The organism is Candidatus Halobonum tyrrellensis G22, assembly GCF_000495475.1.
Classification (GTDB): domain Archaea; phylum Halobacteriota; class Halobacteria; order Halobacteriales; family Haloferacaceae; genus Halobonum; species Halobonum tyrrellense.
Window position 1 is genome coordinate 1 of the sequence record NZ_ASGZ01000022.1, and the last position, 23,360, is coordinate 23,360.

Annotated in this window: 24 protein-coding genes; 16 read left to right on the plus strand and 8 right to left on the minus strand. The window is 71.9% G+C overall.

What is annotated here, in order from left to right; all coding sequences use genetic code 11:
* The 5 genes from K933_RS18305 to K933_RS06725 all read left to right on the plus strand — a co-directional run.
* On the plus strand, nucleotides 1–641 hold a 641-nt coding region (locus K933_RS18305; RefSeq protein ID WP_023393942.1), incomplete at its 5' end, for a DUF7286 family protein.
* A gap of 57 nt (nucleotides 642–698) precedes the next feature.
* A complete protein-coding gene (locus K933_RS06710; RefSeq protein ID WP_023393943.1) occupies nucleotides 699–1,127 on the plus strand; it encodes a DUF5791 family protein in 429 nt (142 codons plus the stop codon).
* Nucleotides 1,127–2,113: an SDR family oxidoreductase gene (locus tag K933_RS06715; protein ID WP_023393944.1), complete on the plus strand. Its 987-nt coding sequence runs from the start codon at nucleotides 1,127–1,129 to the stop codon at nucleotides 2,111–2,113. Before K933_RS06710 ends, K933_RS06715 begins: the two co-directional genes overlap by 1 nt.
* A 74-nt stretch (nucleotides 2,114–2,187) precedes the next feature.
* Nucleotides 2,188–3,357, plus strand: a complete 1,170-nt coding sequence (locus tag K933_RS06720; RefSeq protein ID WP_023393945.1) for a DHH family phosphoesterase — start codon at nucleotides 2,188–2,190, stop codon at nucleotides 3,355–3,357.
* Between the two features lie 44 nt (nucleotides 3,358–3,401).
* Nucleotides 3,402–4,589, plus strand: a complete 1,188-nt coding sequence (locus K933_RS06725; RefSeq protein WP_023393946.1) for an aldo/keto reductase — start codon at nucleotides 3,402–3,404, stop codon at nucleotides 4,587–4,589.
* Nucleotides 4,590–4,601: 12 nt separating this feature from the next.
* Here the strand turns inward: K933_RS06725 and K933_RS18310 are convergent, their stop codons facing one another.
* Nucleotides 4,602–4,772: an HVO_0758 family zinc finger protein gene (locus K933_RS18310; RefSeq protein ID WP_023393947.1), complete on the minus strand. Its 171-nt coding sequence runs from the start codon at nucleotides 4,770–4,772 to the stop codon at nucleotides 4,602–4,604.
* Nucleotides 4,773–4,953: 181 nt separating this feature from the next.
* On the opposite strand from K933_RS18310, the gene K933_RS06730 reads away from it, so the two are divergent.
* The 3 genes from K933_RS06730 (at nucleotide 4,954) to K933_RS06740 (ending at nucleotide 8,782) form a co-directional block, all read left to right on the plus strand.
* Entirely contained in the window at nucleotides 4,954–6,129 is a 1,176-nt protein-coding gene (locus K933_RS06730; RefSeq protein WP_023393948.1) for an MFS transporter, read from the plus strand.
* A 283-nt stretch (nucleotides 6,130–6,412) separates the two neighbouring features.
* Nucleotides 6,413–7,156, plus strand: a complete 744-nt coding sequence (locus K933_RS06735) for a hypothetical protein (RefSeq protein WP_023393949.1) — start codon at nucleotides 6,413–6,415, stop codon at nucleotides 7,154–7,156.
* 96 nt (nucleotides 7,157–7,252) lie between these two features.
* Entirely contained in the window at nucleotides 7,253–8,782 is a 1,530-nt protein-coding gene (locus K933_RS06740; protein ID WP_023393950.1) for an apiosidase-like domain-containing protein, read from the plus strand.
* 157 nt (nucleotides 8,783–8,939) lie between these two features.
* Here the strand turns inward: K933_RS06740 and metG are convergent, their stop codons facing one another.
* Nucleotides 8,940–11,108: a methionine--tRNA ligase gene (gene metG / locus K933_RS06745; protein WP_023393951.1), complete on the minus strand. Its 2,169-nt coding sequence runs from the start codon at nucleotides 11,106–11,108 to the stop codon at nucleotides 8,940–8,942.
* A 331-nt stretch (nucleotides 11,109–11,439) separates the two neighbouring features.
* Between metG and K933_RS06750 the strand changes: the two genes are divergently transcribed.
* The gene (locus K933_RS06750) at nucleotides 11,440–11,910 is read left to right on the plus strand and encodes a YbaK/EbsC family protein (RefSeq protein ID WP_023393952.1); all 471 of its coding nucleotides are present in this window, start codon (nucleotides 11,440–11,442) and stop codon (nucleotides 11,908–11,910) included.
* A gap of 285 nt (nucleotides 11,911–12,195) precedes the next feature.
* On the opposite strand, the gene K933_RS06755 is transcribed toward K933_RS06750, so the two are convergent.
* A complete protein-coding gene (locus K933_RS06755; RefSeq protein WP_023393953.1) occupies nucleotides 12,196–13,182 on the minus strand; it encodes a deoxyhypusine synthase in 987 nt (328 codons plus the stop codon).
* Between the two features lie 216 nt (nucleotides 13,183–13,398).
* Here K933_RS06755 and K933_RS06760 point away from each other — a divergent pair, with 216 nt between their 5' ends.
* The 4 genes from K933_RS06760 to K933_RS06775 all read left to right on the plus strand — a co-directional run bounded on the left by K933_RS06760 (nucleotide 13,399) and on the right by K933_RS06775 (nucleotide 16,676).
* Nucleotides 13,399–14,091, plus strand: coding sequence for a YqjF family protein (locus K933_RS06760; protein WP_023393954.1), 693 nt, complete (start codon nucleotides 13,399–13,401; stop codon nucleotides 14,089–14,091).
* A 232-nt stretch (nucleotides 14,092–14,323) separates the two neighbouring features.
* The gene (locus tag K933_RS06765; protein ID WP_049947678.1) at nucleotides 14,324–14,662 is read left to right on the plus strand and encodes a winged helix-turn-helix transcriptional regulator; all 339 of its coding nucleotides are present in this window, start codon (nucleotides 14,324–14,326) and stop codon (nucleotides 14,660–14,662) included.
* Between the two features lie 63 nt (nucleotides 14,663–14,725).
* Entirely contained in the window at nucleotides 14,726–15,772 is a 1,047-nt protein-coding gene (locus tag K933_RS06770) for a DNA-methyltransferase (RefSeq protein WP_023393956.1), read from the plus strand.
* Between the two features lie 223 nt (nucleotides 15,773–15,995).
* Nucleotides 15,996–16,676: a helix-turn-helix domain-containing protein gene (locus K933_RS06775; protein ID WP_023393957.1), complete on the plus strand. Its 681-nt coding sequence runs from the start codon at nucleotides 15,996–15,998 to the stop codon at nucleotides 16,674–16,676.
* 32 nt (nucleotides 16,677–16,708) lie between these two features.
* On the opposite strand, the gene K933_RS06780 is transcribed toward K933_RS06775, so the two are convergent.
* The 4 genes from K933_RS06780 to K933_RS06795 all read right to left on the minus strand — a co-directional run bounded on the left by K933_RS06780 (nucleotide 16,709) and on the right by K933_RS06795 (nucleotide 21,090).
* Nucleotides 16,709–16,987 carry a hypothetical protein gene (locus tag K933_RS06780; RefSeq protein ID WP_023393958.1) on the minus strand — a complete coding sequence of 93 codons (279 nt, stop codon included), beginning with the start codon at nucleotides 16,985–16,987 and terminating at the stop codon, nucleotides 16,709–16,711.
* 109 nt (nucleotides 16,988–17,096) lie between these two features.
* On the minus strand, nucleotides 17,097–19,427 hold the full coding sequence (gene ppsA / locus K933_RS06785) for a phosphoenolpyruvate synthase (RefSeq protein ID WP_023393959.1): 2,331 nt from the start codon (nucleotides 19,425–19,427) through the stop codon (nucleotides 17,097–17,099).
* A 205-nt stretch (nucleotides 19,428–19,632) separates the two neighbouring features.
* Nucleotides 19,633–20,541, minus strand: coding sequence for a PhzF family phenazine biosynthesis protein (locus K933_RS06790; protein ID WP_023393960.1), 909 nt, complete (start codon nucleotides 20,539–20,541; stop codon nucleotides 19,633–19,635).
* Between the two features lie 54 nt (nucleotides 20,542–20,595).
* A complete protein-coding gene (locus tag K933_RS06795; RefSeq protein ID WP_023393961.1) occupies nucleotides 20,596–21,090 on the minus strand; it encodes a deaminase in 495 nt (164 codons plus the stop codon).
* A 91-nt stretch (nucleotides 21,091–21,181) separates the two neighbouring features.
* On the opposite strand from K933_RS06795, the gene K933_RS06800 reads away from it, so the two are divergent.
* From K933_RS06800 to K933_RS06810, 3 genes are all read left to right on the plus strand, one after another.
* Nucleotides 21,182–21,589, plus strand: a complete 408-nt coding sequence (locus K933_RS06800) for a DUF7534 family protein (protein ID WP_023393962.1) — start codon at nucleotides 21,182–21,184, stop codon at nucleotides 21,587–21,589.
* Nucleotides 21,590–21,699: 110 nt separating this feature from the next.
* Nucleotides 21,700–22,197 carry a LabA-like NYN domain-containing protein gene (locus tag K933_RS06805; protein ID WP_023393963.1) on the plus strand — a complete coding sequence of 166 codons (498 nt, stop codon included), beginning with the start codon at nucleotides 21,700–21,702 and terminating at the stop codon, nucleotides 22,195–22,197.
* The gene (locus K933_RS06810; protein ID WP_023393964.1) at nucleotides 22,194–22,664 is read left to right on the plus strand and encodes a PUA domain-containing protein; all 471 of its coding nucleotides are present in this window, start codon (nucleotides 22,194–22,196) and stop codon (nucleotides 22,662–22,664) included. The genes K933_RS06805 and K933_RS06810 overlap by 4 nt, the downstream gene beginning before the upstream one ends.
* A gap of 131 nt (nucleotides 22,665–22,795) precedes the next feature.
* Here K933_RS06810 and K933_RS06815 read toward each other — a convergent pair.
* Nucleotides 22,796–23,360, minus strand: a 565-nt coding sequence (locus K933_RS06815; RefSeq protein ID WP_023393965.1) for a presenilin family intramembrane aspartyl protease, incomplete at its 5' end; no start/stop codon positions are given.

Sequence of the window (23,360 nt, forward strand, 5' to 3'; positions counted from 1 at the left end):
CGTCGGGCGGCGGCCTCTCGTCGGCCGCCGCCGACCGCCTCGGCGTCAGGCTCCGGGTCGCACTCGCCGACGAAGCGGGGAGCCAGCGGGTCGCCGTCCCGGAGGGAGCGACGGACGCGACGGTGCGCGCCGAGCGGGCGGTCGCGCGCGAGACGCTCCGCGCGGCCGTGAGCAACGAGACGGAGGGGGCCGAGGAGGCGCTCAGAGAGCGGTACGACGACCACGCGTTCGGGGGCGTGCTCGCGGGGCTACCGGTCGCGCCCGCGCCGGGCTACTGGTACGCGACGGCGAACGTCTGGAGCGTCGAGGTGCGCGGCGCGTACCCCCGATTCTCGGTGACGAGCCCGGTCGGCGGGCCGACCGGCGCGGGCGGCCGCCTCCGGTACGTCCGCGACGGGTCGGCGGTCGACCTCGACGTGGACGGCGACGGGGACGCCGAGCGACTCGGCAGGAACGAGCGCGTGTCGTTCCGCGTCGAGACCGCGGTTGCGGCGGTCGTCCCCGCGGGCAAGAGCGGCGTCGGCGACGTGGACGGTGACGCCGACGAGCGCTCGGCGGGGTGGCCCTGTCCCGGGGTCGGGGGCGGGCGTGCGAACGAGGGAGCCGAGACCCCGACCGGGAACGCGACCTGCGGGGCGTGAGAGCCGGGTCGGCGCCGCAAGCAAACCGTTTTGCCGGCGGAGCGGGGAAGGGAGGGTATGCTGTACGACGCTGTCGCCGACGACGACGAGGTGACGCGCGAGACGCTCCTCGCGGCGTACGCGGCCGAACTCTCGGCGGTAGTCGACGCCCGGGGTGTCGAGAGCGTCGTCGAGGCGACGGCCCTCGACCGCGCGACCGTCGAGGCGGTCGTCGCCGGCGACGTGGCGGACCTCCGCCTCGCCGAGGCGAGCGAGATACTCTCGCTCGCCGAGGGTATCGCCGCGGAGGACGTCACCGCCGAGGTGCGCGACCACCTCATGCTGGGGATGACGACAGCCATCCTCGACGTGGACACGATCGCCGCCGAGATAGACGCCGACCTCACCGGCCAGGAGGTCCAACAGGCCATCGAGGGCCGGACGCGGCTCACGCTCGGCGAGTTGGCGGAGATGCAGGCGCTCGTCGACGAGCGCTCGCAGCACTGATGGCCGGAGATACGGACGACGCGGACGGAGACGCGGACGACACGGACGGAGACGCGGACGACACGGACGGCGGCGGCGTCGACGTCGCCATCGTCGGCTGCGGCTACGTCGGACTCGAACTCGGCCGACAGCTCCGCGAGGCTGGCCGCCGGGTGGCCGGCGTCCGGCGGTCCGACGAGGGACTGGCGGCGGTCCGGGAGGCGGGGCTAGAGGCGGTCCGCGCGGACGCGACCGACCCCGACTCGCTCGCGGCGCTCCCCGACGCCGAGGCGGTGGTCTTCGCGGCGAGCTCCGGCGGCCGCGGCGCCGACGCCGCTCGCCGGGTGTACGTCGACGGACTCCGGAACGTCCTCGCTGCGTACGGCGGCCGCGCCGACCCGCCCGACCGGCTGGTGTACACCTCCAGTACGGGCGTCTACGGCGACCACGACGGCGACTGGGTCGACGAGGGGACGCCGCTCGACCCGACGACCGAGAAGACGGAGGTGCTCGTCGAGGCCGAACGGGTCGCGCTCGCGGCCGGCGACGAGCACGGTATCGACGGCACCGTCGTCAGGTTCGCCGGGCTGTACGGTCCCGACCGCTACCGGCTCGACCGCTACCTCGACGGGCCGGTGACCGCGGGCTACCTCAACATGCTCCACCGCGACGACGCCGCGGGCGCGGTGGCGTTCCTGCTGGAGCGCGACCTCGCGCGCGGGGAGGCGGTGCTCGCCGTCGACGACGAACCCGCGGACAAGTGGGCGTTCGCCGACTGGCTCGCCGACGAGTGCGGCGTCGCGGAGCCGGAGAAACGCACCGCGGAGGAACGGATCGCGGCGGGCGACCTCTCGGCGGCGGCCGCGCGGCGCGTCCGCACGAGCAAGCGGTGTTCGAACGAGTTGCTCCGGGAACTCGGCTACGAGTTCCGGTTCCCCACCTACCGGGAGGGCTACCGCGCCGCGATCGAGGCGTACCGGCGGGAGACCGGCTCCGCCGCCGACTGACCAGCCGCCGGCAGTGAGACACGTCGGATAAAGCGTGTGATACCTTCTTGTCCCCGGGCGTGTACACGGCGGATATGTTGCAGCCAGACGGCGCCCAGTTCATCCAGTGGATGGACGACGCGGTAGCGCTCGACCCCCGGCTCCTCGTCGGAGTCGCGGGCGGGACGCTCGCGCTCGTCGCCGCGGTGTTCCTGCTCCGTCGTCTGCGGCGGACCCCCGGCGAGCGGCTCACCCGGCTACTCGCGGACTACGAGTCGGTCGCCGTCCTCCTCCACCCCAACCCCGACGCCGACGCGATGGCGACAGCCATCGGCGTCGCGGACCTCGCCGAGGGCGTCGACACCGACACCACGCTCCAGTTCACCGGACAGGTCCGCAGACAGGAGAACCGCGCGTTCCGGACGGTGCTCGACGTCGACATCGAACGGATCGACCACGTCTCGGATCTGGCGGCGGAGGCGGTCGTCCTCGTCGACCACAACGAGCCGCGCGGGTTCGCGGGCGCCGACGGCGTCCTCCCCGTGGCAGTCGTCGACCACCACCCCGGCGGCGGCAGCGGCGAGCGGTTCACCGACGTGCGCACCGACTACGGCGCGTGCGCCAGCGTCATCACGGAGTACTTCCGGGAGGTAGGCGCGACGCCCGTCCCGCCGGACCGCCACGACAGCGAGGTGGCCGGCCGCGCGCTCCCGACCCGGGTTGCGACCGGGCTGCTGTACGGCATCCTCTCGGACACCAACCGGTTGACGCGCGGCGCCTCCGCGGCCGACTTCGAGGCGGCGTCGTACCTCCACGAGGGGGTCGACGAGGACCTCCTGACGCGGATCGCCGAACCCGAGATGAGCACCGAGACCCTGGAGGTGAAAGCGCGCGCCATCGCCGGCCGGGACATCCGCGGGTCGTTCTGCGTCAGCGACGTTGGCGACGTCTCCAGCGTCGACGCCATCCCGCAGGCGGCCGACGAACTCGTCGGTCTCGAAGGCGTGACCGCGGTGGTCGTCGTCGGCGAGAAGGACGGCACGCTCCACCTGTCGGGCCGGTCGCGCGACGACCGCGTCCACATGGGCCGGACGCTGGAGGCGGCCGTCGACGACGTGCCGAACGCGAGCGCGGGCGGACACGCCCGGATGGGCGGCGGCCAACTCCCGCCGGTGCTCCAGACCGACGGCACGCGCGAGGTGACCGCGCCGCGGGGCGACGCGCTGGTCGACCGGCTGTTCGACGCGATGACCGGCGAGGTCTGAGCCCGACCGCGACACCTTTTCGGACGCCGCCCCGACGCTCCTCCATGGCGACCGCTTCGGGCACGTGGGGCTACCGCGACCGGTTCGACGACTCGTTCGGCCGAACCTACTTCAGGCGGTTCGGGCCGGGCGTCGTCTCCAGCATCGGCGCCGGCACGTACCTCGGCGAGCCGACCGACGCGGTCGACGACCGCTACCGCGCGGCGCTGACCGCGGCGCTCGACGCCGGGATCAACCTGGTCGACACCGCGGTCAACTACCGCTGCGGGCGGAGCGAGCGGGTCGTCGGCGACGCGCTCCGCGAGACCGACGCCGACCGCGAGGCGGTGGTGCTGGCGACGAAGGGCGGCTTCCTCCCGTTCGACGGTGACCGTCCCGACGACCCCGGCGCGTACGTCCGCGAGGCGTTCCTCGACCCCGGGTTGGTCGACCGTGCGGACCTCGCGCGCGGGAGCCACTGTATCGCGCCGGGCTTCCTCGACGCGATGCTCGACCGCTCGCTGGAGTCGCTGGGCGTCGACTCGGTCGACTGCTACTACGTCCACAACCCCGAGACGCAGTTGGCCGAACGCGACCGCGCGGCGGTGTACGACCAACTGGAGGCCGCCTTCGAGACGCTGGAGGAACGCCGGCTCGCGGGCGATATCGGCGCGTACGGCGTCGCGACGTGGGAGGCGTTCCGCGTCCCGCCGGCCCACGAGGCCCACCTCGACCTCGGCGCGGTGCTCGCGCGCGCGGAGGCGGCGGCCGCGTCCGCGGGTATCGACGACCCCGACGACCACGGGCTCCGGGCGATACAGCTCCCGTTCAACGTCGGGATGGCCGACGCGTTCACCGTCGCCGCCCACACCCCTCGGAGCGACGACGGCGCGACCGGTGCGGACGACGCGCACGGTGCGAACGACGGGGAGGGTGTAAACGGCGGAACCGGAAACGCGGAGGCGGGAGGCGAGCGGGTCAGCGCGCTGGAGTTCGCCCACCGCGAGGGGCTGTCCGTGTTCGCGAGCGCCGCCCTCGGGCAGGGTGAACTCGCGTCGTCGCTACCCGAGGAGATAGCGGCCGAACTCGCGGGCGACACGACCGCCCAGCGGGCGGTCAACTTCGCGCGGTCGGCGCCCGCGGTGACCGCGGCGCTCGTCGGGACCACGAGCGTCGAGCACGTCCGCGAGAACGTCGCCGCCGGCACGTTCGACCCGCTCGGCGCGAGCGCGTTCGACGCGGTGTTCGAGTGAGCGGGCGGCCGACTACCGGAGCTCCTTCCACCGCGTGCCGCAGTCGGGGCAGGTCCGCACGGAGTACACCTCGTCCGGGGGGTTCTCCGTCTTGAGCGACTCGCCGCAGTCCGTACACTTCAGCCGCTCGTAGTTGTCCCTCTCCAACTCGTTTTCGCGCAGCCCCTTTCGGGTCGACTTCACGGCCGCCCGTACTCCGGCTGAGGGCAAAAGACCGACGCCCGGTCGGCGCTGCCTGGCCGATGCCCGGCCGCGTCGCGTAACCGACGCCCGGTCGCCCCGCGGGTCCCGAGTCGGGCTGGCCGGCCCGCCGTGCGGTTCCGGAGTCGGAAGCTTCACCCTCGCGCCCGCGAACCCCCAGCCCGTGTCACGCGCCCGGCTGTTCGGGACGCTCTGCGGCGCCGTCTTCCTCGTCAACATGGCGCGGGTCGTGTTCGCGCCGCTGCTCTCGGAGTTCATCGCCGTCTTCGGGATGACCGAGGGGACAGCGGGCCTGCTCGCCACGTCGGTGTGGATGGGGAGTGCACTCCTCCGCGTGCCGACCGGCTGGCTGCTCACCCGGTTCTCGCGCCACCGGGTCGTGCTCGGCACGGGGGCGCTGCTCACGGCCGCGTCGGCGTTCGTCGCCACCGCCGACTCCGTCCCCATCCTCATGGTCGGCGCCGTCGGCATGGGGCTCGCCTCCGGGAGCTACTTCGTCGCCGCCAACCCGCTGGTGTCGGAACTGTTCCCCGACCGGGTGGGCCGCGCGATGGGCGTCCACGGCACCGCGGCCCAACTCGCGGCCGCGTCCGCCGCGCCGTTCGCCACCCTGATGCTCGGGGTGACGCTGTGGTCGTTCGCGGGCTGGCGCGCCGTCTTCGTCGCCATCTCGGCTGGCGCGGCGGTCACCACCCTCCTGGTCTTTCTCGCGGCGCGGACGACCGACCTCCCCGACGCGGGCGCGGCCGACCGGAACCTGCTGCGGGCGACCCGGCGGGAGTGGCGGACGGTCCTCACGGGCGTGGTGCTGCTCGGAGTGACCGGCTTCGTCTGGCAGGGCGTGTTCAACTTCTACGAACTGTACATGACCGCCAAGGGGCTGTCCGCGTCGGTCGCCCCCAACCTGCTGACGGTCATCTTCGCCGCGGGCGTGCCGGCGTTCATGGTCTCGGGTCGGCTCGCCGACCGCTTCCCGCACGTGCCGTACATGCTCGCCATCCTCGCGGCGTTCGTCGCGTGTCTGGTCGCGCTCGTCTCCGTCTCGGGGCTGTTCGCGCTGGTGGCCGTCTCGGCGGTGCTCGGGTTCGTCATCCACTCGCTGTTCCCCGCGATGGACACTTACCTGCTCGACACGCTCCCCGACGAGTCGCGCGGCTCGGCGTACGCCGCCTACAGCGGCACCATGATGGTCGTCCAGGCCACCGGCTCGTCGGTCGTGGGCGCGCTCCGCGACGCGGGCTACGCGTTCGACGCGGTCTTCTCCGTCTGTGCGGTCGGGTTGACCGGGCTGTTGGTCGGGTTCGTGCTCGCCCAGCGCGCGGGGCTGCTCCCCGAGTGAGCCGTCGTCCCGACGGCCCGCCCGCGACTCGCCGGGTCGGGGCGCCGCTCGGCGTCCACCGGCCGACGGGGGGCGACCCGACCGACGACCGACACGGGCCGTGCAGGCCGGGCGGGCCGCTCGACCGCGCGGCTCTTTAAGTGGTTCTCGGTACAACGGATAGATACGAAGGCGGGCCGGCGCGCCGCGCCGGCCGAGTTCGTTTCTCCCGTCCTCCCCACGTCGAGCCGCGCCGCCCCTCGCGAGCGTGGGGTTCAACTACCTCCCGCGTCTCCCCCCACCAATGAGCGACTCGGGGAGTGGGAGCGGCGACGGGGACGACGGTCCCACGTGGGTCGACGCGGACCCGGCGGACGACGCCGAGCGGCGTCTCGACCGGCGCGCGGGGGCGGGGGCGCTCGCCCGCGCCGAGGCGCGCCGCGACACGACCGTCCGCCGGTGGGACGTGGTGTCGCCGAGCGCGACCCGGATCGGACGCGCGCGCGCTGGCGACGCCGACCTCCCCGAGCGGGTCCGCCGCCTCCACGACGAGCGCCACCCGGCGACCGAGGGCCACGCCGAGCGCGCCCACCGGCTCGACCGCCTCCGCATCACGCAGGCGTTGTGTAACGCGCTCGACCTGACGCGGTGGCAGCGCGACCGCGTGCTCGGCGTGATGGACGGACTGGACCTGACGGCGTTCGGCAGCCAGCGCGCCATCGAGAAGGTGGCGCTCGTCGTCGTCCGCCACGTCGTCGACGCCGAGCGCCGCGAGTACCTCGGACTCGACGACGAGTCGTACGTCGCCGACCTCGACCCCGACGAGATGACCGACCTCTACGAGCGGTTTCGCACGCTCTCCATCAAGTCCGACGGGACGTTCGAGCGACTCCTAGAGCAGTACGGACTGGGGACGACGAACCTGAACCGCCTCGACAACGTGCTCGCCGAGCAGATGGACGAACTCGGTCTCCGGGAGGCGGTGTTCGGGCGCAACCCCAACCGCGACCCCGCGCTGCCCGCGACGACGCCCGAACCCGCGGACTGAGTTCGTTTCGGGCGCACGCGCCACCGTGACTGTCGACAGCCGGCCGCGGCCGCCGGAGTATCACGTTTTATCCCGGTAGATCGCGGTGTACGACCGATGCCGACGACGTGGCACCCGATAGAACTCACTTTCGAAGCGACCGACCCGCCCGCCGACCCGTACGGCGAGGAGTTCCTCACCGTCCGGTTCGAGTGCCGGTCGGGGACGACGTACACCGTCCCGGGGTTCTGGGACGGTGGCGACACCTTCCGCGTCCGGTTCGCACCCTCAGAACCCGGAGCGTGGAACTGGGAGACGCTCACCGACGACCCCGGGCTCGCCGAGACGGGGTCGTTCGAGGCCGAGTCCGGCGACGGTCGGACGACGCTCCACGACCACGGGTATCTCACCGCCGACGAGCGTGCGCTCCGTCACGCGGACGGCGAGCCGTTCTTCTGGCTCGCGGACACCGCCTGGTCGGCGAGCACCCGAGCGACGGTCGACGAGTGGGCGGAGTACCTCGACTACCGCGTCGAACAGGGGTACAACGTCGTTCAGGTGAACGCGCTGCGTCAACACGACGGGTCGCGACCGCACGACCGACTCCCCTTCGAGGAGTGGGACCTCTCGCGACCGAACCACGACTACTTCCGGTACCTCGACGACCTGGTCGCGATGGCCCACGAGCGCGGCGTCGTCCCCGCGCTCGTCGCGCTCTGGTTCGACTACGCGGGCGGGAACCTCGACTGGGGGATTCCGGAGTCCAAGCGTCACCAGCACTCGCCCGAGCAGGCCCGAACGCTCGGGCGCCACCTCGGGGCGCGATACGGTGCGTACGGCGCGGCGTGGCTGGTCTCGGGCGACTCCGGCTTCGACGAGTCGTCGCTCGCCGTCTACCGCGCGGCGGGCGAGGCGCTCGGCGACGCCTGTCAGTACCCGCTCCGGACCGCCCACCAGCCGGGCGAGCAGAACACCCCCGCCATCGTGAACGAGGAGGGGTGGCTCGACTTCCACATGTACCAGTCGGGCCACACCCACGACCTCGCGGTTCCCGAGAGTCAGGCCCGGACGAACCGCGCGCTCCACCCGGCGCGACCGGTACTCAACGGCGAGCCGTGTTACGCCGGGATGCAGGCGCACTCGGGGGACGACGTGTTCGACCGCGAGACGGTTCGCGCCGCGGGGTGGCTGAGCGTACTCGCGGGCGCGAACGCCGGTCTGACCTACGGCGCGCTCGGGGTCTGGCCGTGGCACCGCGAGGGGGACACGTTCGAGTCGGCTCACGTCTGGGGCGACCCGCGGCCGTGGGACGACGTGCTCGGGCTCCCGAGCGCCGCCGACTACGGACGACTCGCGGATATCGTCACGGAGTACGACGTGTCCGCACTCTCCCCCCGACCGGACCTCCTCGCCGAGACCGAGACGGGCGAGGCGTCGGCCGTAACGCCGGACGCGGTGCTGGTCTACCTCCACGCCGGGCGGGCGGTCGAGTTGCGGGACGCTCCGCCGACCGAAACGTGGGAGTGGGTCGACCCGGTGAGCGGCGAGACGGTCCCCGCGGAGACGACCGACTCCGGCGGCGCGCTCGCGGTCGCGGAGCCCCCGTTCGACGGTGACGCGCTCCTGTTCGGCGAGCGGACCCGCTGACCGGCTGACGTCGCCCCGAGGGTCGGTCCACACGGTCGAGCATCTCGGTGGCGCGAGGAATTTCGTATCGCGGAAGTCGGTTTATCGGCCGCCGGACGGCGGCGCGGCTCGCGGGGCGCGGTGAACGGAAAAAGGCCGGGCGGCGTACCTGACGCCGTTACCGTACGCGCTCGCCGAGCGCCGCGTCGCCGTGGGTCGTCAGCAGGTCGGCCTCGTCGCCCGCCGCGAGCACCATCCCGTTCGACTCGCGGCCGAACAGTTCGGCGCGTTCGAGGTTGGCGACGACGACCACCCGGGTGCCGGGCAGGTCGTCGACGTCGTGGAGTTGTTTGAGTCCCGCGACGATGCTGCGCGTCTCGACGCCGATGTCGACCATCAACTGGACCAGTTTGTCCGCGTCCTCGATGGGGTCGGCGGCCGTTATCTCGCCGACCCGGAGGTCGAGTTCCTGGAACTCCTCGAAGCTGACCCGCTCGCTCTCGACGGGTTCGAGTTCGGGGTCCGTCCCCTCGTCGGCGGCGTCCGGGTCCGCGTCGGCCGACCCGTCGCCGGTCTCGTCGTTCTCGTCGGGTTCGTCGGCGTCGCCCTCGGTCGCCTCGGCGACGCGCGCGTCGAGTTTGGCGTTCAGTTCCTCGACTCGCTCCTCGTCGATCTTCTCGTACAGTTCCTCGGGGGGGCCGAACTCGCGGGGCGGCGCTTCGAGCGCCTCGTCGGTCGTCACGTCGTGGACCGACCCCTCCTCGTCGATCTGCTCCCAGAGCCGCTGGCTGGTGCCGGGCGCGACCGGTTCGAACAGGACGGCGACCGCCTTGGCGATCTGGACGCAGTCGCGGATCACCTGGGCCGCGCGCTCGTCGTCCTCGCCGACGAGGTTCCACGGCTCGTTGCGCTGGATGTACTCGTTGCCGAACCGCGCGAGCGAGACGCTGGCCTCGCCGATGGCGCGGACCGAGTAGTCGTTGACGCCCGCGCGGAACTCGTCGACCGCCCGCTCGATCCGCTCTTCGACGTCGTCGCTCACCTCGGCGTCGGGCGTCCCCTCGAAGTTACGCTGTGCGAACAACAGCGACCGGTAGAGGAAGTTGCCCACGGTGCCGACGAGTTCGTTGTTCACCCGGTCGCGGAACTTCTCCCACGAGAAGTCGACGTCCTGCTGGAACCCGCCGTTGGTGGCGAGGTAGTAGCGCAGCAGGTCCGGGTGGAACCCCTCGTCGAGGTACTCCTCGGCCCACACCGCGCGGTCGCGGGAGGTGGAGAACCCCTTGCCGCCGAGCGTCATGAACCCGCTCGCCATCACCGCCCGCGGTTCCGCGTACTCCGCGACCTCCAGCATCGCCGGCCAGAAGATCGTGTGGTGCTGGATGATGTCGCGGCCGATCACGTGGACGATCTCGCCGTCGTCCTTCCACACTTCCTCCCAGTCGTACTCGTCGGCTCCGACGCGCTCGGTGTACTGTTTCGTGGAGGCGACGTACTCGATCGGCGCGTCGACCCAGACGTAGAGGACGAGGTCGTCGCCGGCGTTCGGCGGCGCGTCGCCCTCCTCCGGACTCGCCCCCGAGACGTCGGGGTAGTCGAACCCCCAGTCGAGGTCGCGGGTGATACACCAGTCTTGGAGCCCGTCCTCCAGCCACTGTCTGGGCTGGTTGCGCGCGTTCGACGTCCCCTCCAGTCGGTCGAGGAAGCCGTCGAGGTAGTCGGCGAGTTCGGAGACGCGGAAGAACTTGTGGGTGCGGTCGCGGTACTCCGCGGGGTTGCCCGAGATGGTCGAGACGGGGTCTTCGATCTCGCCGGGTTCGAGGTGGCGGCCGCAACCCTCGTCGCACTCGTCGCCGCGGGCGTCCGCCCCGCAGTACGGGCAGGTGCCCTCAACGTAGCGGTCGGGCAGCGGCTGGTCGTCGACCGGGTCCCACGCGACCTTGATCTCCTTCTCGTAGACGTACCCCTCCGATTCGAGGCGCTCGACGATCTCGTAGGTGAGTTCGCGGTTGGTCTCCTCGTGGGTGTGGCCGTAGTTGTCGAACTCGACGCCGAACTTCGGGAACGTCTCGGCGTACTGCTCGTGCCACTCGAGCGCGAACGCCTCGGGGTCGACGCCCTCCTCGATCGCCTGCACCGCGATCGGGGTGCCGTGCATGTCAGACCCGGAGACGAACGCGGTCTGCTGGCCGAGCGACTCGAGCGCGCGCGAGTAGACGTCGCCGCCGACGTACGTCCGGAGGTGACCGATGTGGAGGTCGCCGTTGGCGTACGGCAACCCGCAGGTCACCACCGCCGGGCCGTCGGTCGGGAACGGTTCGTGTGCGTATCCGTCCTGGTCGCTCATATCGGTTGGTGTCGTGGATGTGGGCCTAAAGCCCGCCGAATCGGGATCGACGCCGGGCGTGCGGTCCCCGCCCGTCGGGCGCGGTCGGTCCCCCGTCCGGAACGCGCCGGCGTTCGCGCCCGCGGCCGGCGCGCCCCCGCTATAGGGGACGCGCCGGCGACGGACGGTCCACCCGGCGCTAGAAGAGCGTGCGCATACGGCGACCGAGGTGGAACCCGGCGTTCACACCGCCACTTTTGCCGTCCCGACAGGTAAACTCCCCGGTGGGAGGTGACGCGGCCACCGTCGCCCCGAGCGGCGGGTTCTTGGGGCGTGCGCGGCTTCGGCCGGTGTGCACCCCACCGCAGCCCGGTTCCGCGAGCGCGCACGCGAGGAGTGCGAGTTCGACGCGCAGGTCGAGGAGTTCGCCGAGGGAACCAAGACGGCGGCCGACGCGGCAGACGCCGTCGGCTGTGACGTCTCGCAGGTCGTCAAGAGCCTGGTGTTCGACACCGACGACGGGCCGGTGGTCGTCCTGACCGCGGGTCACCACCGCGTCGACGAGGACGCCCTCGCCGACGCGCTCGGGGTCGAGACGGTCGGGTTCGCCGACGCCGAGACCGTGAAAGGGGCCACCGGTTGGAGCATCGGGGGCGTCCCGCCGTTCCCCCACGACTCCGCCGTCCCCGTCTACCTCGACGAGTCGCTCCGCGACAACGACCGGGTGTGGGCCGCCGCCGGCACCCCCGAGGCGATGTTCCCGCTGTCGTCCGCCGACCTCGAACGGCTGACCGACCCGACGCCGGTCCGGGCGTTCGAGTAGATAAACCGCCGACCGCGATACGAACTTCGCCTCCTAGGGGTCACATCCCCCGTTTCGCCCCCGAGAATCGGCGCGCGAAGGTGAGATACTCCTGCTGAGTGGCAACTCCCCCGACATCCGGTCGACGGATCGAGTCGTGGCGTCGGAGACGGTTCCCACAGTGGCGGGCGGTACGAGAGGGCCAGTGACGGCTCCCCGACGGCTCTCGGCCGCGTGGGTTGCCAGCGCTCGTCGCGGAGACGAAGACGCCTAGGCGCACGTCCGCGCCGAACTCGACGGGCGCCGCTACTCCGTCTCGGTGAACGCGCCCGCGACCAGCATCGGGAACACCAGCGTCGCCTCCGCCTCCACCTGCGTGTAGTTGCGGTCCTCCGCTTTGATCTTCCCCCACGACACCGCCTCGTTCGGCGGCGCGCCCGACAGCGAGCCGTCGCCCTCCATCCCCGTCGAGATGTAGACGGCGTAGTCGGCGCCTCCGCGGAAGAGGTTGGTCATGATCGCGTGGTGTTTGGGAACGCCCCCGCCGACCGCGATCAGACCCGTCGTGTCCGCGAGCAGGCCGTTCTCGATCAGCGAGTCGTAGTCGTCGAGGATCTCGATCCCCACCTCCGAGTCGTACCCCTGGCGGTAGTAGTAGAGGAAGTTGCCCACCTCGGCGTCCGTCAGCGCCGGGCAGAACACGGGCACGTCGTTGTCGGCGGCCTGCTTGAGCACCGAGTCCTCGTCGTCGAGCGTCGCGCCGAGTTCGCGCGCGAACGCCGTCGGCGTGCGGACCTTCTCGTCGGCGAAGAAGTCGTCGAAGAAGTCGTAGAGGTACTCCTCGAGCCAGACGTACCGGTCGGAGGGGACGAAGATGTTGCCCAGCCGGTTGATCCCCCGCTCGCGGAGTTCCGCCTCGTCGGCGTCCCACTCGCCCATCTTGAACGGCTTGGCGGTCTTGATCACGTCCTCGGTCAGCGAGCCGGAGGTGGTGATCAGCACGTCGACGTACCCCTCCCGCACCAGGTACGCGACGGTCTCGCGCAGCCCCGAGGAGACGATGTTCGACGTGAACGTGAGATACACCGTCGCGTCCGCCTCCCGCATCTGTGTCGCGATGTCGACCGCCTCCGCCAGTTGGGTCGCCTGGAACCCCGTCGTCGCGTACGAGTCGAGCATCGCCTCGAAGTCGAACTCGCCGCGGAAGTCGTAGCCGCGCACGTCGGCCGTCCCGAGTTCCTCCTCGCTGCCGGGGACGACGTGGTCGTGCGAGTCGCCCTCTTCTTCGGTCATACTCCCCGTACCGGGCAGACGACTTTGAATGGCTCGGTACGCGGCGGCTCGGCGCCCGTTCCCGGCGGAGCGGCGACGAGACGTTGCCCGCCCGCATCCGCTGCGCCCACCCGCACCCCCCGTCGTCCGCCCGCATCCGCTCATGCCCACCCGCCGGGGACCACCGGAGGGGGACCGGAGCGGAGCGTTGAACCCGGTCGCCCCCCAAGCGCCGGCATGGTCATCGGTCTGGAGATGTCGTGGCGGGCGCTGCTGTTCGCCAACTGGCCCGTCGACCCCGACGTCGTCTCGGCGCACCTCCCCGACGCACTCGCCGTCGACACGTACGACGGCGACGCGTGGCTCTCGGTCGTCCCGTTCACCAACGCCGCGGTCCGCCCGCGGGGGGTGCCCGAGTCGCTCGGCGTCGACCTGCCCGAACTCAACCTCCGCACGTACGTCCGCGTCGACGGCGAACCCAGCGTCTACTTCTTCAGCCTCGACGCACAGGGGGTCGCCTCCGTCGTCGGCGCGCGCCTGCTCCACCACCTCCCGTACTTCTACGCGCGGATCGACCACCACCGCGCGCACGACGGCCGGGTCCGGTTCGAGAGCCGGCGGCTCCACCCCGGCGCGCGGCCCGCCCACTTCGCGGCGACGTACGGCCCGGCGGGCGACCGACTCGACCCCGACGACGACTCGCTGGCGGCGTTCCTGACCGAGCGCTACCGCTTTTACACGGAGACGCCGTTCGGCACCGTCAGGTACACCGACGTCGACCACGACCCCTGGCCGCTCTACCCCGCCGAGGCGGACGTGGAGTCGAACACGCTGTTCCGCGCCGACGGGTTCGCCGACCCCGCGGGCGACCCGGTGCTCTACTACAGCCCGCGGCTCGACATCGCCGCCTCGCCGAGTCGGCGCCGGTAGTCGGCACCGCCGCCGAGCGCGCCCGCTCGAAGACGGGGAACGTCGTCCCGACGGCGTCGATGAACGCCCGTCCGCCGCGGCCCGTCCTGTTCGACTGCGCCTTCGGGTCGGCAGCGTCCGTTCCGCGTTCACGCGTCCGGTATCGCCGCGATACCCGGTTCGGAACCGAACCCGTATATACCCGCCCCGCGTACGGTGACTCATGGCAGCTGACGAGGTGGAAGCGGACCGCATGGAGGCGGTGGACGCCGACGACGGCCCGTGTCCGGTCGTCGACGCGATGGAACAGGTCGGCTCACAGTGGCGGTTGGTCGTCCTCTACGACCTCCAGGAGGGCGAAAAGCGGTTCAACGAGCTCAAGCGGTCGACCGACGCCAGCGCGCGGACGCTCTCGCGCGTCCTCGACGACCTCCGCGAACTCGGGTTCGTCGACAAGCGGATGGAGCCGGACGCGCCGGTGGCGACGTACTACTCGCTGACCTCGAAGGGGGCGTCGCTGTGCCCCGTCTTCGACGAGATAGAGGGCTGGGCGACCGAGTGGCTCGACGCGTGTTCGTCGACCCAGTCGTGAGGTAACACGCACCCCGGCCACGACAGCGGGTTTTATCCCGCGGGGCGGTACTCTTTTCGCTGCATGGTGGAGCAGCCGCGGGAGACCACCCACGCAGTCTGTGCCGGCGACGCGCGAGCGTTACCGCTGTCCGACGACAGCGTCGACCTCGTAGTCACCTCGCCGCCGTACCCGATGATCGAACAGTGGGACGACCTGTTCGCCGCGCTCGACCCCGCGGTCGGCGACAGCCTCGACGCGGGCGAGGGGCGCGAGGCGTTCGAGCGGATGCACGCCGCCCTCGACGCGGCGTGGGACGAGGTGGCGCGCGTGCTCGTCGACGGCGGCATCGCGTGCGTCAACGTGGGCGACGCCACCCGGTCGGTCGGCGGCCGCTTCCGGCTGTACCCCAACCACACCCGCGTGAGCGAGGCGTTCCGGGAACGGGGGTTCGACCAGTTGCCGGGCGTGCTCTGGCGGAAGCCAACCAACTCCCCCACGAAGTTCATGGGGTCGGGGACGCTCCCGCCGAACGCGTACGTCACGCTCGAACACGAGCACGTGCTCGTGTTCCGCAACGGGTCGCGCCGGTCGTTCCCGCCCCGGGACGACGACCGCTACGAGGCGGCGTACCTCTGGGAGGAGCGCAACCGCTGGTTCTCGGAGTCGTGGACCGACCTCCGCGGCGCGGGCCAGGAACTCGACGACGGCCCGCGCGAGCGGTCGGCGGCGTACCCGGTCGAACTCCCCTACCGGCTCGTCAACATGTACTCGGTGTACGGCGACCGGGTGCTCGACCCGTTCTGGGGGACGGGCACCACGACGCTCGCGGCGATGCTCGCGGCGCGCGACTCCGTCGGCGTCGAACGCGACCGGGCGTTCGTCGGGGCGTTCCCCGACCGGCTGGCGGGGCTGCCGGTGCGGTCGGTCGAGCGGGGGCGGCGCCGGCTCGACGCCCACCGGTCGTTCCTCGCCGACCGGTCGGAGCCGCCGGGCTACGACGCCGACCACTACGACTTCCGGGTCGTCACCCGTAACGAGCGGTCGTTCCGGCTGTACGCCGCCCGCGACGTCGACCCGGTCGCCGGCGGCTACCGGGTGACCCACGACCCGCTGGAGGGGGAGCCGTGAGCGTTCCTCTCCCGGCCGCCCGGCCGCCGGTCGCACACGGCCGCCGCCCGTCGGCGAGTTTCGCCCCGGCCGGACCCGCCGCGGACCGCCGCCCCGCCCTTAAGTGGCTTGTGAGCCGAACCCGCGCTGCTATCAGACGAAGCGCCGAACGGACAGGTATCCGCCCCGGCTTCACCGTCCTGGTACCGAAAAGAAGCGGACGCCGGGGATCCCCTACCCCGAAATGAGTATCCGGGTGACGTTCACCACGGAGCCAGCCGCGTTCGCGCTCGGCAGACTCCTCGATACCGACCAGCCGGTCTCCGTCACCCTCGCGACCACGACCCCCATCGCCGGCCAGCCCTTCCCGCTGGTGTGGGTGACCGGCGACGACCGCGAGATAGCCTCCTTCGAGCGGACCGTCCGCGACCGCGAGGGGGTCGAGTCGCTCCGCGCGGACACCCGCCGGCCGTCGGCGGTCCGCTACCGGATCGACTGGACGGCCGACGACGACTGCCTGACGGACATTCTGGTCTCGCACGACGCCGTCGTCGAGTCGGCCGAGCGCTCCGGTCACGGGACCGACTGGCGGTTCGTCGTCTCCTTTCCCGACCACGCGCTGCTCACGTCGTTTCACGCGGCGTGTCTCGACGCGGCGGTCCCCCTCGACGTCGAACGCCTCGACTCCGACCCCCGGCCCGACCCCGGCGGGCAGGCGTCGGACGACCTCTCGGAGAAACAGCGGGAGGCGCTCGCGCTCGCGCTCTCGGAGGGGTACTTCGCGGTCCCCCGCCGGACGACGCTCGAAGCGCTCGGCGACCGGCTGGGGATCAGCGGACAGGCGACCTCACAGCGGCTCCGCCGAGGGGTCGAACGCTGCGTCGAACTCGCGTTGGGGCACGCCGGCGGCGACCGCGGGGAGTGAAGAGTCGGGCGTCGCGTCGGTCCGCGGGAGCCTCAGCCCGCGAGGTGGGAGTCCGGCGGCACCTCCTCGCCGCGTTCGTCGAGTCGCCGGGCCGCGCGGTCGTCGACCGCGTCCTCGTCCGGCCGGCGTTCCTCCCCGCGGATGAACTCGCAGACCCACGCCGTCAGCTCCTCGACTGCGTCGCCGCCGCCGACCCGTTCGACCTCGCGGAGCGTCGACTCGTACGCCTCGCGCTGACGCTCGTAGCCGGCGCCGCCGACGTGTTTGTCGTTCGCCGCGTCGATCTGTCTGAGCGCCGTCTCGACGTCCATGTCGCGACGTTCGTGACGGAGACGAAAAACCGGACGGCCGGCGCGCGCCTGCCGGGAGTGCCGACGGCGACCGCGGCGTGACGCGACCGCCGACCCGGAGCTCGCCGGCTCAGCGGACCGAGTCGAGGACGAGTTTCTGCTCGGTCCGCTTGACCTCGTGTTGGACGTCCCGCACCGCGTCGATGTTCGCGGAGATGGAGGTGACCCCCTCCTCGACGAGGAAGTCGACCATCTCGGGCTTCGACCCGGCCTGCCCGCAGATGCTGGTGTCGACGCCCAGTTCGCGGCAGGTGTCGATCACGTCGGCGATCAGGCTGAGGACGGCGGGGTGGAGTTCGTCGAACCGGTCGGCGACGTTCTCGTTGTTGCGGTCGACCGCGAGCGTGTACTGGGTCAGGTCGTTCGTGCCGAACGACGCGAAGTCGATACCGCAGTCGGCCAGGTCGGCGATACCGAGCGCGGAGGCGGGCGTCTCGACCATCACGCCCCACCGGCGCTCCTCCGGGTCGATCCCGGCCTCGTGCATCCGCTCTTTCGCCCGCTGGAGGTCCTCGGCGTCGTTGACCAGCGGGAACATGAGTTCGACGTTGTCGTACCCCATCTCGTAGAGGCGGGCGAACGCCCGCAGTTCCTGCTGGAACACGTCGGGCTTGTCGAGCGACCGGCGGATGCCCCGCCAGCCGAGCATCGGGTTGTGCTCGGTGGGTTCGTTCTCGCCGCCCTCCAGTTCGCTGAACTCGTCGGTGGGCGCGTCGAGCGTGCGCGCGCGGACCGGCCGCGGGTAGAACTCGTCGGCGACCGTGCGGATCCCGTCGACGATCTCCTCGACGTACGCGTCGGCGCCGTGCTCGGCGATGTACCGCTCGGGCGTCTCGCCCAGCGACAGCACCATGTGCTCGATCCGGAGGAGACCGACGCCGTCGGCGCCGGTCGCGGCCGCGCGCTCGGCCGCCTCGGGGATCGAGACGTTCACCTTCACCTCGGTCGCGGTCATCGGCTTGACCGGCGTCTCGGGGCGGACCGCCTCGACGGGTTCGTACTCCTCGACGTCGCCGCTCTCGTCGGGTTGCCCCTCGCGGATCGTCCCCTTGTCGCCGTCGATGGTGATCGTCTGCCCGTCCGACAGTTCGCGCGTCGCCGACCCCGCGCCGACGACCGCGGGGACGCCGAGTTCCCGCGAGACGATGGCGGCGTGGCTGGTCATCCCGCCCTCGTCGGTCACGATGCCCACGGCGCGTTTCATCGCGGGCACCATGTCCGGCATCGTCATCTCGGTGACGATGATGTCGCCCTCGACCACCTGGTCGAGGTGGTCGAGTTTGGTGACCACCTTCGCGTTCCCCGAGACGATACCCGGCGAGGAGCCGAGTCCCTGCATCAACACGTCGCCGTCGCCGCCCGCGTCGGCGGACTCGTCGCCCGCGGTCGCCGTGTCGGTGCCGCCGTTGGCCGCCTCGCCGCCGGCCGCGTCGGCGGTGTCGTCCGTCGCGTCGGAGATGGTCGTGATCGGCCGCGACTGGAGCATGTAGATGTCGCCGTCGTACACAGCCCACTCGACGTCCTGAGGGGTGCCGTAGTGGTCCTCGACCCGTTCGCCGAGTTCGACCAGCCGCTCTATCTCCTCGTCCGAGAGCACCCGCCGCTCGCGGTCCTCCGCGGGCACCTCGCGTTCGACGGTCTCGCCCGTCTCGGCGTCCTTCTCCATCATCACCTTCTTGTCGGCGACCGTCACCTCCTCGACGGCCGCGGTGTCGCGGTCGACGACGTAGTTGTCCGGGGAGACCGACCCCGAGACGACCGCCTCGCCGAGTCCCCACGCCGCCTCGATGATGATCCGCGCCTCGCCCGTCGAGGGGTGGGAGGTGAACATCACGCCCGACTTCTCGGCGTCGACCATCCGCTGGACGACGACCGCGATGTCGACCTCGTCGTGGGGGAACCCCTGCCGCTGTCGGTAGTAGATGGCGCGCTGGGAGAACAGCGACGCCCAGCACTCCTTGACGCGTTCGAGCAGGCGCTCCTCCGTGACGTTGAGGAACGTCTCCTGTTGGCCCGCGAACGACGCGTCCGGGAGGTCCTCGGCGGTGGCGGACGACCGCACCGCGACGAACGCCTCCTCGCCGTCGGCGCCGACCGACCGGTACGCTTCGAGCACCTCCGCGCGCACCGAGTCGGGGAGTTCCGTCCCGAGGATCAGGTCGTGGGCCGTCTCCTCGGCGGCCTTGAGTTCGCTGCTGTCCTCCGGGTCGATATCCATCGCCGCGAACAGTTCCTCGTCGATCCCCGCCTCCTCGATGAAGGTGCGGTACGTGTCCGCGGTGACCACGAATCCGGGGGGGACCGGGAGGCCCGCGTCGGTGAGTTCGCCCAGCGAGGCCGCCTTGCCGCCGACGGTCTCTACGTCGTCGGCAGACACGTCGTCCAACCAGAGTACAGCCATCTCGTACCCGAGGAGACCGCCGACCGCCTAAAGAAGCTTCCGACCGTTCTTCGGGTGATGAAAACGGTACTCGGCGGCGAGTACCGACTGATCGCGCCGCCGCCCGACCGGCCGCCACCGCCGTTCGTCGCCCGCGACTAGTCGCCCCATACCGCCCGCCGTCGCCGGGTCGGTCCCCGGCGGGCGGTGACGGCCGCGGCGCGCGTTAGGGCTCGATGATATCGTCCTCCTCCGTCCCGGGCACCCGGACGCGCCCCTCGACGGCGAGGGTCGCGTCGCCGCCGACGGTCGGCGCGCCACCCCCGGCGGCGCGCACGCGGACGACCCCCGGCCGGTCGACGTAGTGGCCCTGTTCGAACCGCATCTCCGCGGGCGTGTCGTCGAACGCGCCGAACCGGTCGAGGTACGCGCCGCACGCGCCCGAGGCGGTGCCCGTCACGGGGTCCTCGTCGACGCCCGCGCCGGGGACGAAACACCGGCCGTGGAGCGTCGACTCGGCGTCGAGCGCGTCGAACGTGAACGCGTACACGCCCGCGGCGTCGTACTCGTCGGCGAGTCGTTCGACGGCGCCGAAGTCGGGCGTCATGTCGCCGAGGTGTTCGAGGAAGTTCACCGGCACCACGACGAACGGCAGGCCCGTGTCGGCGACGGCGACCGGGAGGTCCGCGCCCACGTCGCGGAAGGCGTTCGGGTCGCAGCCGAGCGCGTCGCCGAGACGGTCGTACGACGCCTCGACCTCCCGTATCGTGGGGGCGTTCTGCGTCATCCACACCCGGCCGCCCGCCTCGATTTCGATATCGAGGACGCCGACGTTCGTCTCCAGGGTGTGGGTGCCCGGGTCGGCGCCGCCCGACGCCGCGAGCCACGCGTGGGCGGCGACGGTGGCGTGCCCGCAGAGACCCACCTCGGTCGTCGGCGTGAAGTAGCGCACCCGGCGGTCCGCGTCCTCGGAGGGGAGCAGGAACGCCGTCTCGCTCGCGCCGAGTTCGTTGGCTATCGCCCGCATCTGGCCGTCGGCCAGTCCCTCGGCGTCCGGGACGAGTCCCGCCGCGTTGCCCGAGAGGGGTTCGTCGGTGAACGCGTCCACCAGGTACGCCTCGCGCGTATCGGTCACACGCCCCCTCGTGTCGCGGCCGACAAAACGCTACGTGGTCCGCGTCGCCCCGCGTCACTCCTCGCGGCGGTTCGCCCGGTGCTCGCGGTGGACCGCCTCGCCCGCGGCGGGCGACACCGGGCCGACGACGCGCACGTCGCAGTCGAGTCCGTCGTACACCGCCGCCGAGCGGACGAACCCCTCGCGGCCGTACACCTCGGCGCCCGTCTCGGCGGGGACGGAGTGGACCACCGCGCCCAACTCCGCGCTCGCGATGCCGCCCGCGCACATCGGGCAGGGTTCGGTGCTGGTGTACATGACCAGCCCCGCGCGCTGTGCGGGCGAGAACTCCCGCGCGGCCCGGTACGCCAGCGTGAGTTCGGGGTGCCTGCGGATGTCGTCGGCCGTCGCCACCGCGTTCCGCGCGGACATCAGCCGCTCGCCGTCGGCGGCGCGCACCAGAAGCGAGCCGTACGGGTCGTCGCCGCGGGCGGCCGCCTGTCGGGCGAGTTCTAACGCGCGTCCGACGTGCGCCTCGTGGTCGAGGGCGTCGAGCGTCTCGTCGTCCATACGCCTCCCACGTGGCGTGTCACCGTGGCTCTATCGCTCGTCGGGTCGGTCCGGCGACACGTACTTCTCGCCGTCCGGCGTATCGGCGGCCGTGGCTCCGATTGCACCGCTCACGTACGCCCTCTTCGCCCTCGCGGTCGGTGTGACCCTCGTCCCGGTCGTCTACTGGGTGTCCCGCGACGCCGCGGCGCGGGGGAGTTCGAGCCCGTCCCTCTGGGGCGCGTTCACGGCGGTGAGCGGGGTCGTCGGCCTCTACTACCTGCTCGTCTACGCCCCCCGCAACGAGCGGTCCGTCCCGCCGTCGCGGGGGGAACGCGCCGCCGCCACCGTGGTCGTCGCGGACGTGGGGGCCATGCTCGTCGGCGCGCTGTTGGCGCCGCCCGACCCGTTCACCCAACTCGTCTGGTGGCTCCCGTCGGTCGTGCTCCTGCTCCCGGTCGCCTACCCCCTCGTCTACCGCCAGGGGTACCGGCGGCTCCCGGTCGTCGGCTCCGTGTAGCCCGCCCGAACCGTGCCGCCGGGAGCCGCCCCCGGCCGCCGGGACGCCCGCGCTGGCCCGTCCGCCCGGACCCCGACAGTTCTATCCGAGCGCTCGCACTCCCCCCACGTATGACCGAGATACATCCCGGCCAGCGGGTCGCGGTGCTCGCGGACTCGCAGAACCTCTACCACTCCGCTCACAGCGTCTACTCGCGGAACATCGACTACTCGGCGATGCTCGACAAGGCGGTTCAGGAGCGCGAACTCATCCGCGCCATCGCGTACGTCATCCGCGCGGACTCGCCTGACGAGGAGAGCTTCTTCGAGGCGCTCCGCGACATCGGCTTCGAGACGAAGATCAAGGACATCAAGACGTTCGGCGACGGCTCGAAGAAGGCCGACTGGGACGTGGGGATCAGTCTCGACGCCGTGACGCTCGCGGACCACATCGACACGCTCGTCCTCTGTTCGGGCGACGGCGACTTCTCGCGGCTCTGCTCGCACCTCAGACACGAGGGCGTCCGGATCGAGGTGATGAGCTTCGAGTCGTCGACGGCGTCGGAGCTGAAACGCGAGGCCGACGCGTTCCTCGACATGGGCGAACGCGAGGAGACGTTCCTGCTGTGAGCTCCGCCCCCGACCTGGACGCGCTCCGGACCGTCGCCGACTACCAGTTCGGCGCGGGCGCGGGCGCGGCGCTGTTCCCCGACGACGACGCCGTCACGGTGCGACGGTCGACCAGCGGCCGGCCGCGGCAGGTGCTCGCGGACGGCGAGCGGCTGGTGTCGTACCTGACCGACGGCCGGTTCACGCTCGGCGTCGCGGGCGGCCGCCGCCTGCGGGCGTCGCTCGGCGACGCCTACTCGGTCACCGTCGGCGACGAGAGCGCGCCGTTCGTCCGCGACGCGAAGAACGTCTTCGCCAAGTTCGTCTCCGACGTCGACCCCGCGGTCCGCCCCCGCGACGAGGTGAGCGTCGTCCACGAGGACGGCACGCTCCTGGCGGTCGGGCGCGCGGAACTGTCGGCGGACGGAATGGCCGACTTCGACGCCGGCGTGGCGGTGAAAGTACGGTCGGGCATCGGCCCGGAGTAGACACGACGCCCGTGAAACGCCGGGCGCCCGCGTCCCCGTTCGGGGAATGGCGACCCAAGCACGCGCGGGTACCCTGCGTTCGCCGCTCAGGATAGGGTAGACATAAATCTGACGCCCGTTCGTGTCGATCGTCACACCGAGGCGGACGCGACCCACAGCAGGTAGCCGGCTATCGCCCCGCCGTTGACGAACGGGAGGCCGGCGTGGATGCCCGCGCGCCGGTGGACGACCCACTGGAGCGCGAACAGGCCGACGAGCGCCCCCGCGAGCGTACACCACGCCCCGATGGGAACGCCGAGGGGCGCGGCGACTCCCGACGCCGAGGCGTCGACGCCCGCGCTCGCGACGAGTATCGCGGGGAACAGCGCGTCGCCCGCCCCGAGCACCGTCGCGGCGGGCGCGCCGCCCCCGCCCACCGTCAGGTCGGCGTCGTCGTACGCGTCGTCGGTGGGGACGACGAACATCGACGGCAGCCGGAGGTCGGCGCTCGCGTCCGCCACGGCGGCCATGTGCCCCGAGACGTACACCGCGTACACGTCGTACAGCGCGGCGAGTGCGAGCGCGACCAGCGCGTACGCCGGGGCGAGACTCGACCCGAACAGCCCCGCGGCGCCCGCGACGGCGACGGCGGCGACGGCGTTGCGCACCGCCGGCCGGGGGACGCGCCACGCGAGTCCGACGCCCGCGGCGGCCGCG

Bases quoted from the DNA above. Each gene is read 5' to 3' on its own strand.
- K933_RS06710 (WP_023393943.1), top strand. From the start codon at position 699: ATGCTGTACGACGCTGTCGCCGACGACGACGAGGTGACGCGCGAGACG.
- K933_RS06715 (WP_023393944.1), top strand. From the start codon at position 1,127: ATGGCCGGAGATACGGACGACGCGGACGGAGACGCGGACGACACGGAC.
- K933_RS06720 (WP_023393945.1), top strand. From the start codon at position 2,188: ATGTTGCAGCCAGACGGCGCCCAGTTCATCCAGTGGATGGACGACGCG.
- K933_RS06725 (WP_023393946.1), top strand. From the start codon at position 3,402: ATGGCGACCGCTTCGGGCACGTGGGGCTACCGCGACCGGTTCGACGAC.
- K933_RS06735 (WP_023393949.1), top strand. From the start codon at position 6,413: ATGAGCGACTCGGGGAGTGGGAGCGGCGACGGGGACGACGGTCCCACG.
- K933_RS06740 (WP_023393950.1), top strand. From the start codon at position 7,253: ATGCCGACGACGTGGCACCCGATAGAACTCACTTTCGAAGCGACCGAC.
- metG (WP_023393951.1), bottom strand. From the start codon at position 11,108: ATGAGCGACCAGGACGGATACGCACACGAACCGTTCCCGACCGACGGC.
- K933_RS06755 (WP_023393953.1), bottom strand. From the start codon at position 13,182: ATGACCGAAGAAGAGGGCGACTCGCACGACCACGTCGTCCCCGGCAGC.
- K933_RS06760 (WP_023393954.1), top strand. From the start codon at position 13,399: ATGGTCATCGGTCTGGAGATGTCGTGGCGGGCGCTGCTGTTCGCCAAC.
- K933_RS06765 (WP_049947678.1), top strand. From the start codon at position 14,324: ATGGAGGCGGTGGACGCCGACGACGGCCCGTGTCCGGTCGTCGACGCG.
- K933_RS06770 (WP_023393956.1), top strand. From the start codon at position 14,726: ATGGTGGAGCAGCCGCGGGAGACCACCCACGCAGTCTGTGCCGGCGAC.
- K933_RS06775 (WP_023393957.1), top strand. From the start codon at position 15,996: ATGAGTATCCGGGTGACGTTCACCACGGAGCCAGCCGCGTTCGCGCTC.
- K933_RS06780 (WP_023393958.1), bottom strand. From the start codon at position 16,987: ATGGACGTCGAGACGGCGCTCAGACAGATCGACGCGGCGAACGACAAA.
- ppsA (WP_023393959.1), bottom strand. From the start codon at position 19,427: ATGGCTGTACTCTGGTTGGACGACGTGTCTGCCGACGACGTAGAGACC.
- K933_RS06795 (WP_023393961.1), bottom strand. From the start codon at position 21,090: ATGGACGACGAGACGCTCGACGCCCTCGACCACGAGGCGCACGTCGGA.
- K933_RS06805 (WP_023393963.1), top strand. From the start codon at position 21,700: ATGACCGAGATACATCCCGGCCAGCGGGTCGCGGTGCTCGCGGACTCG.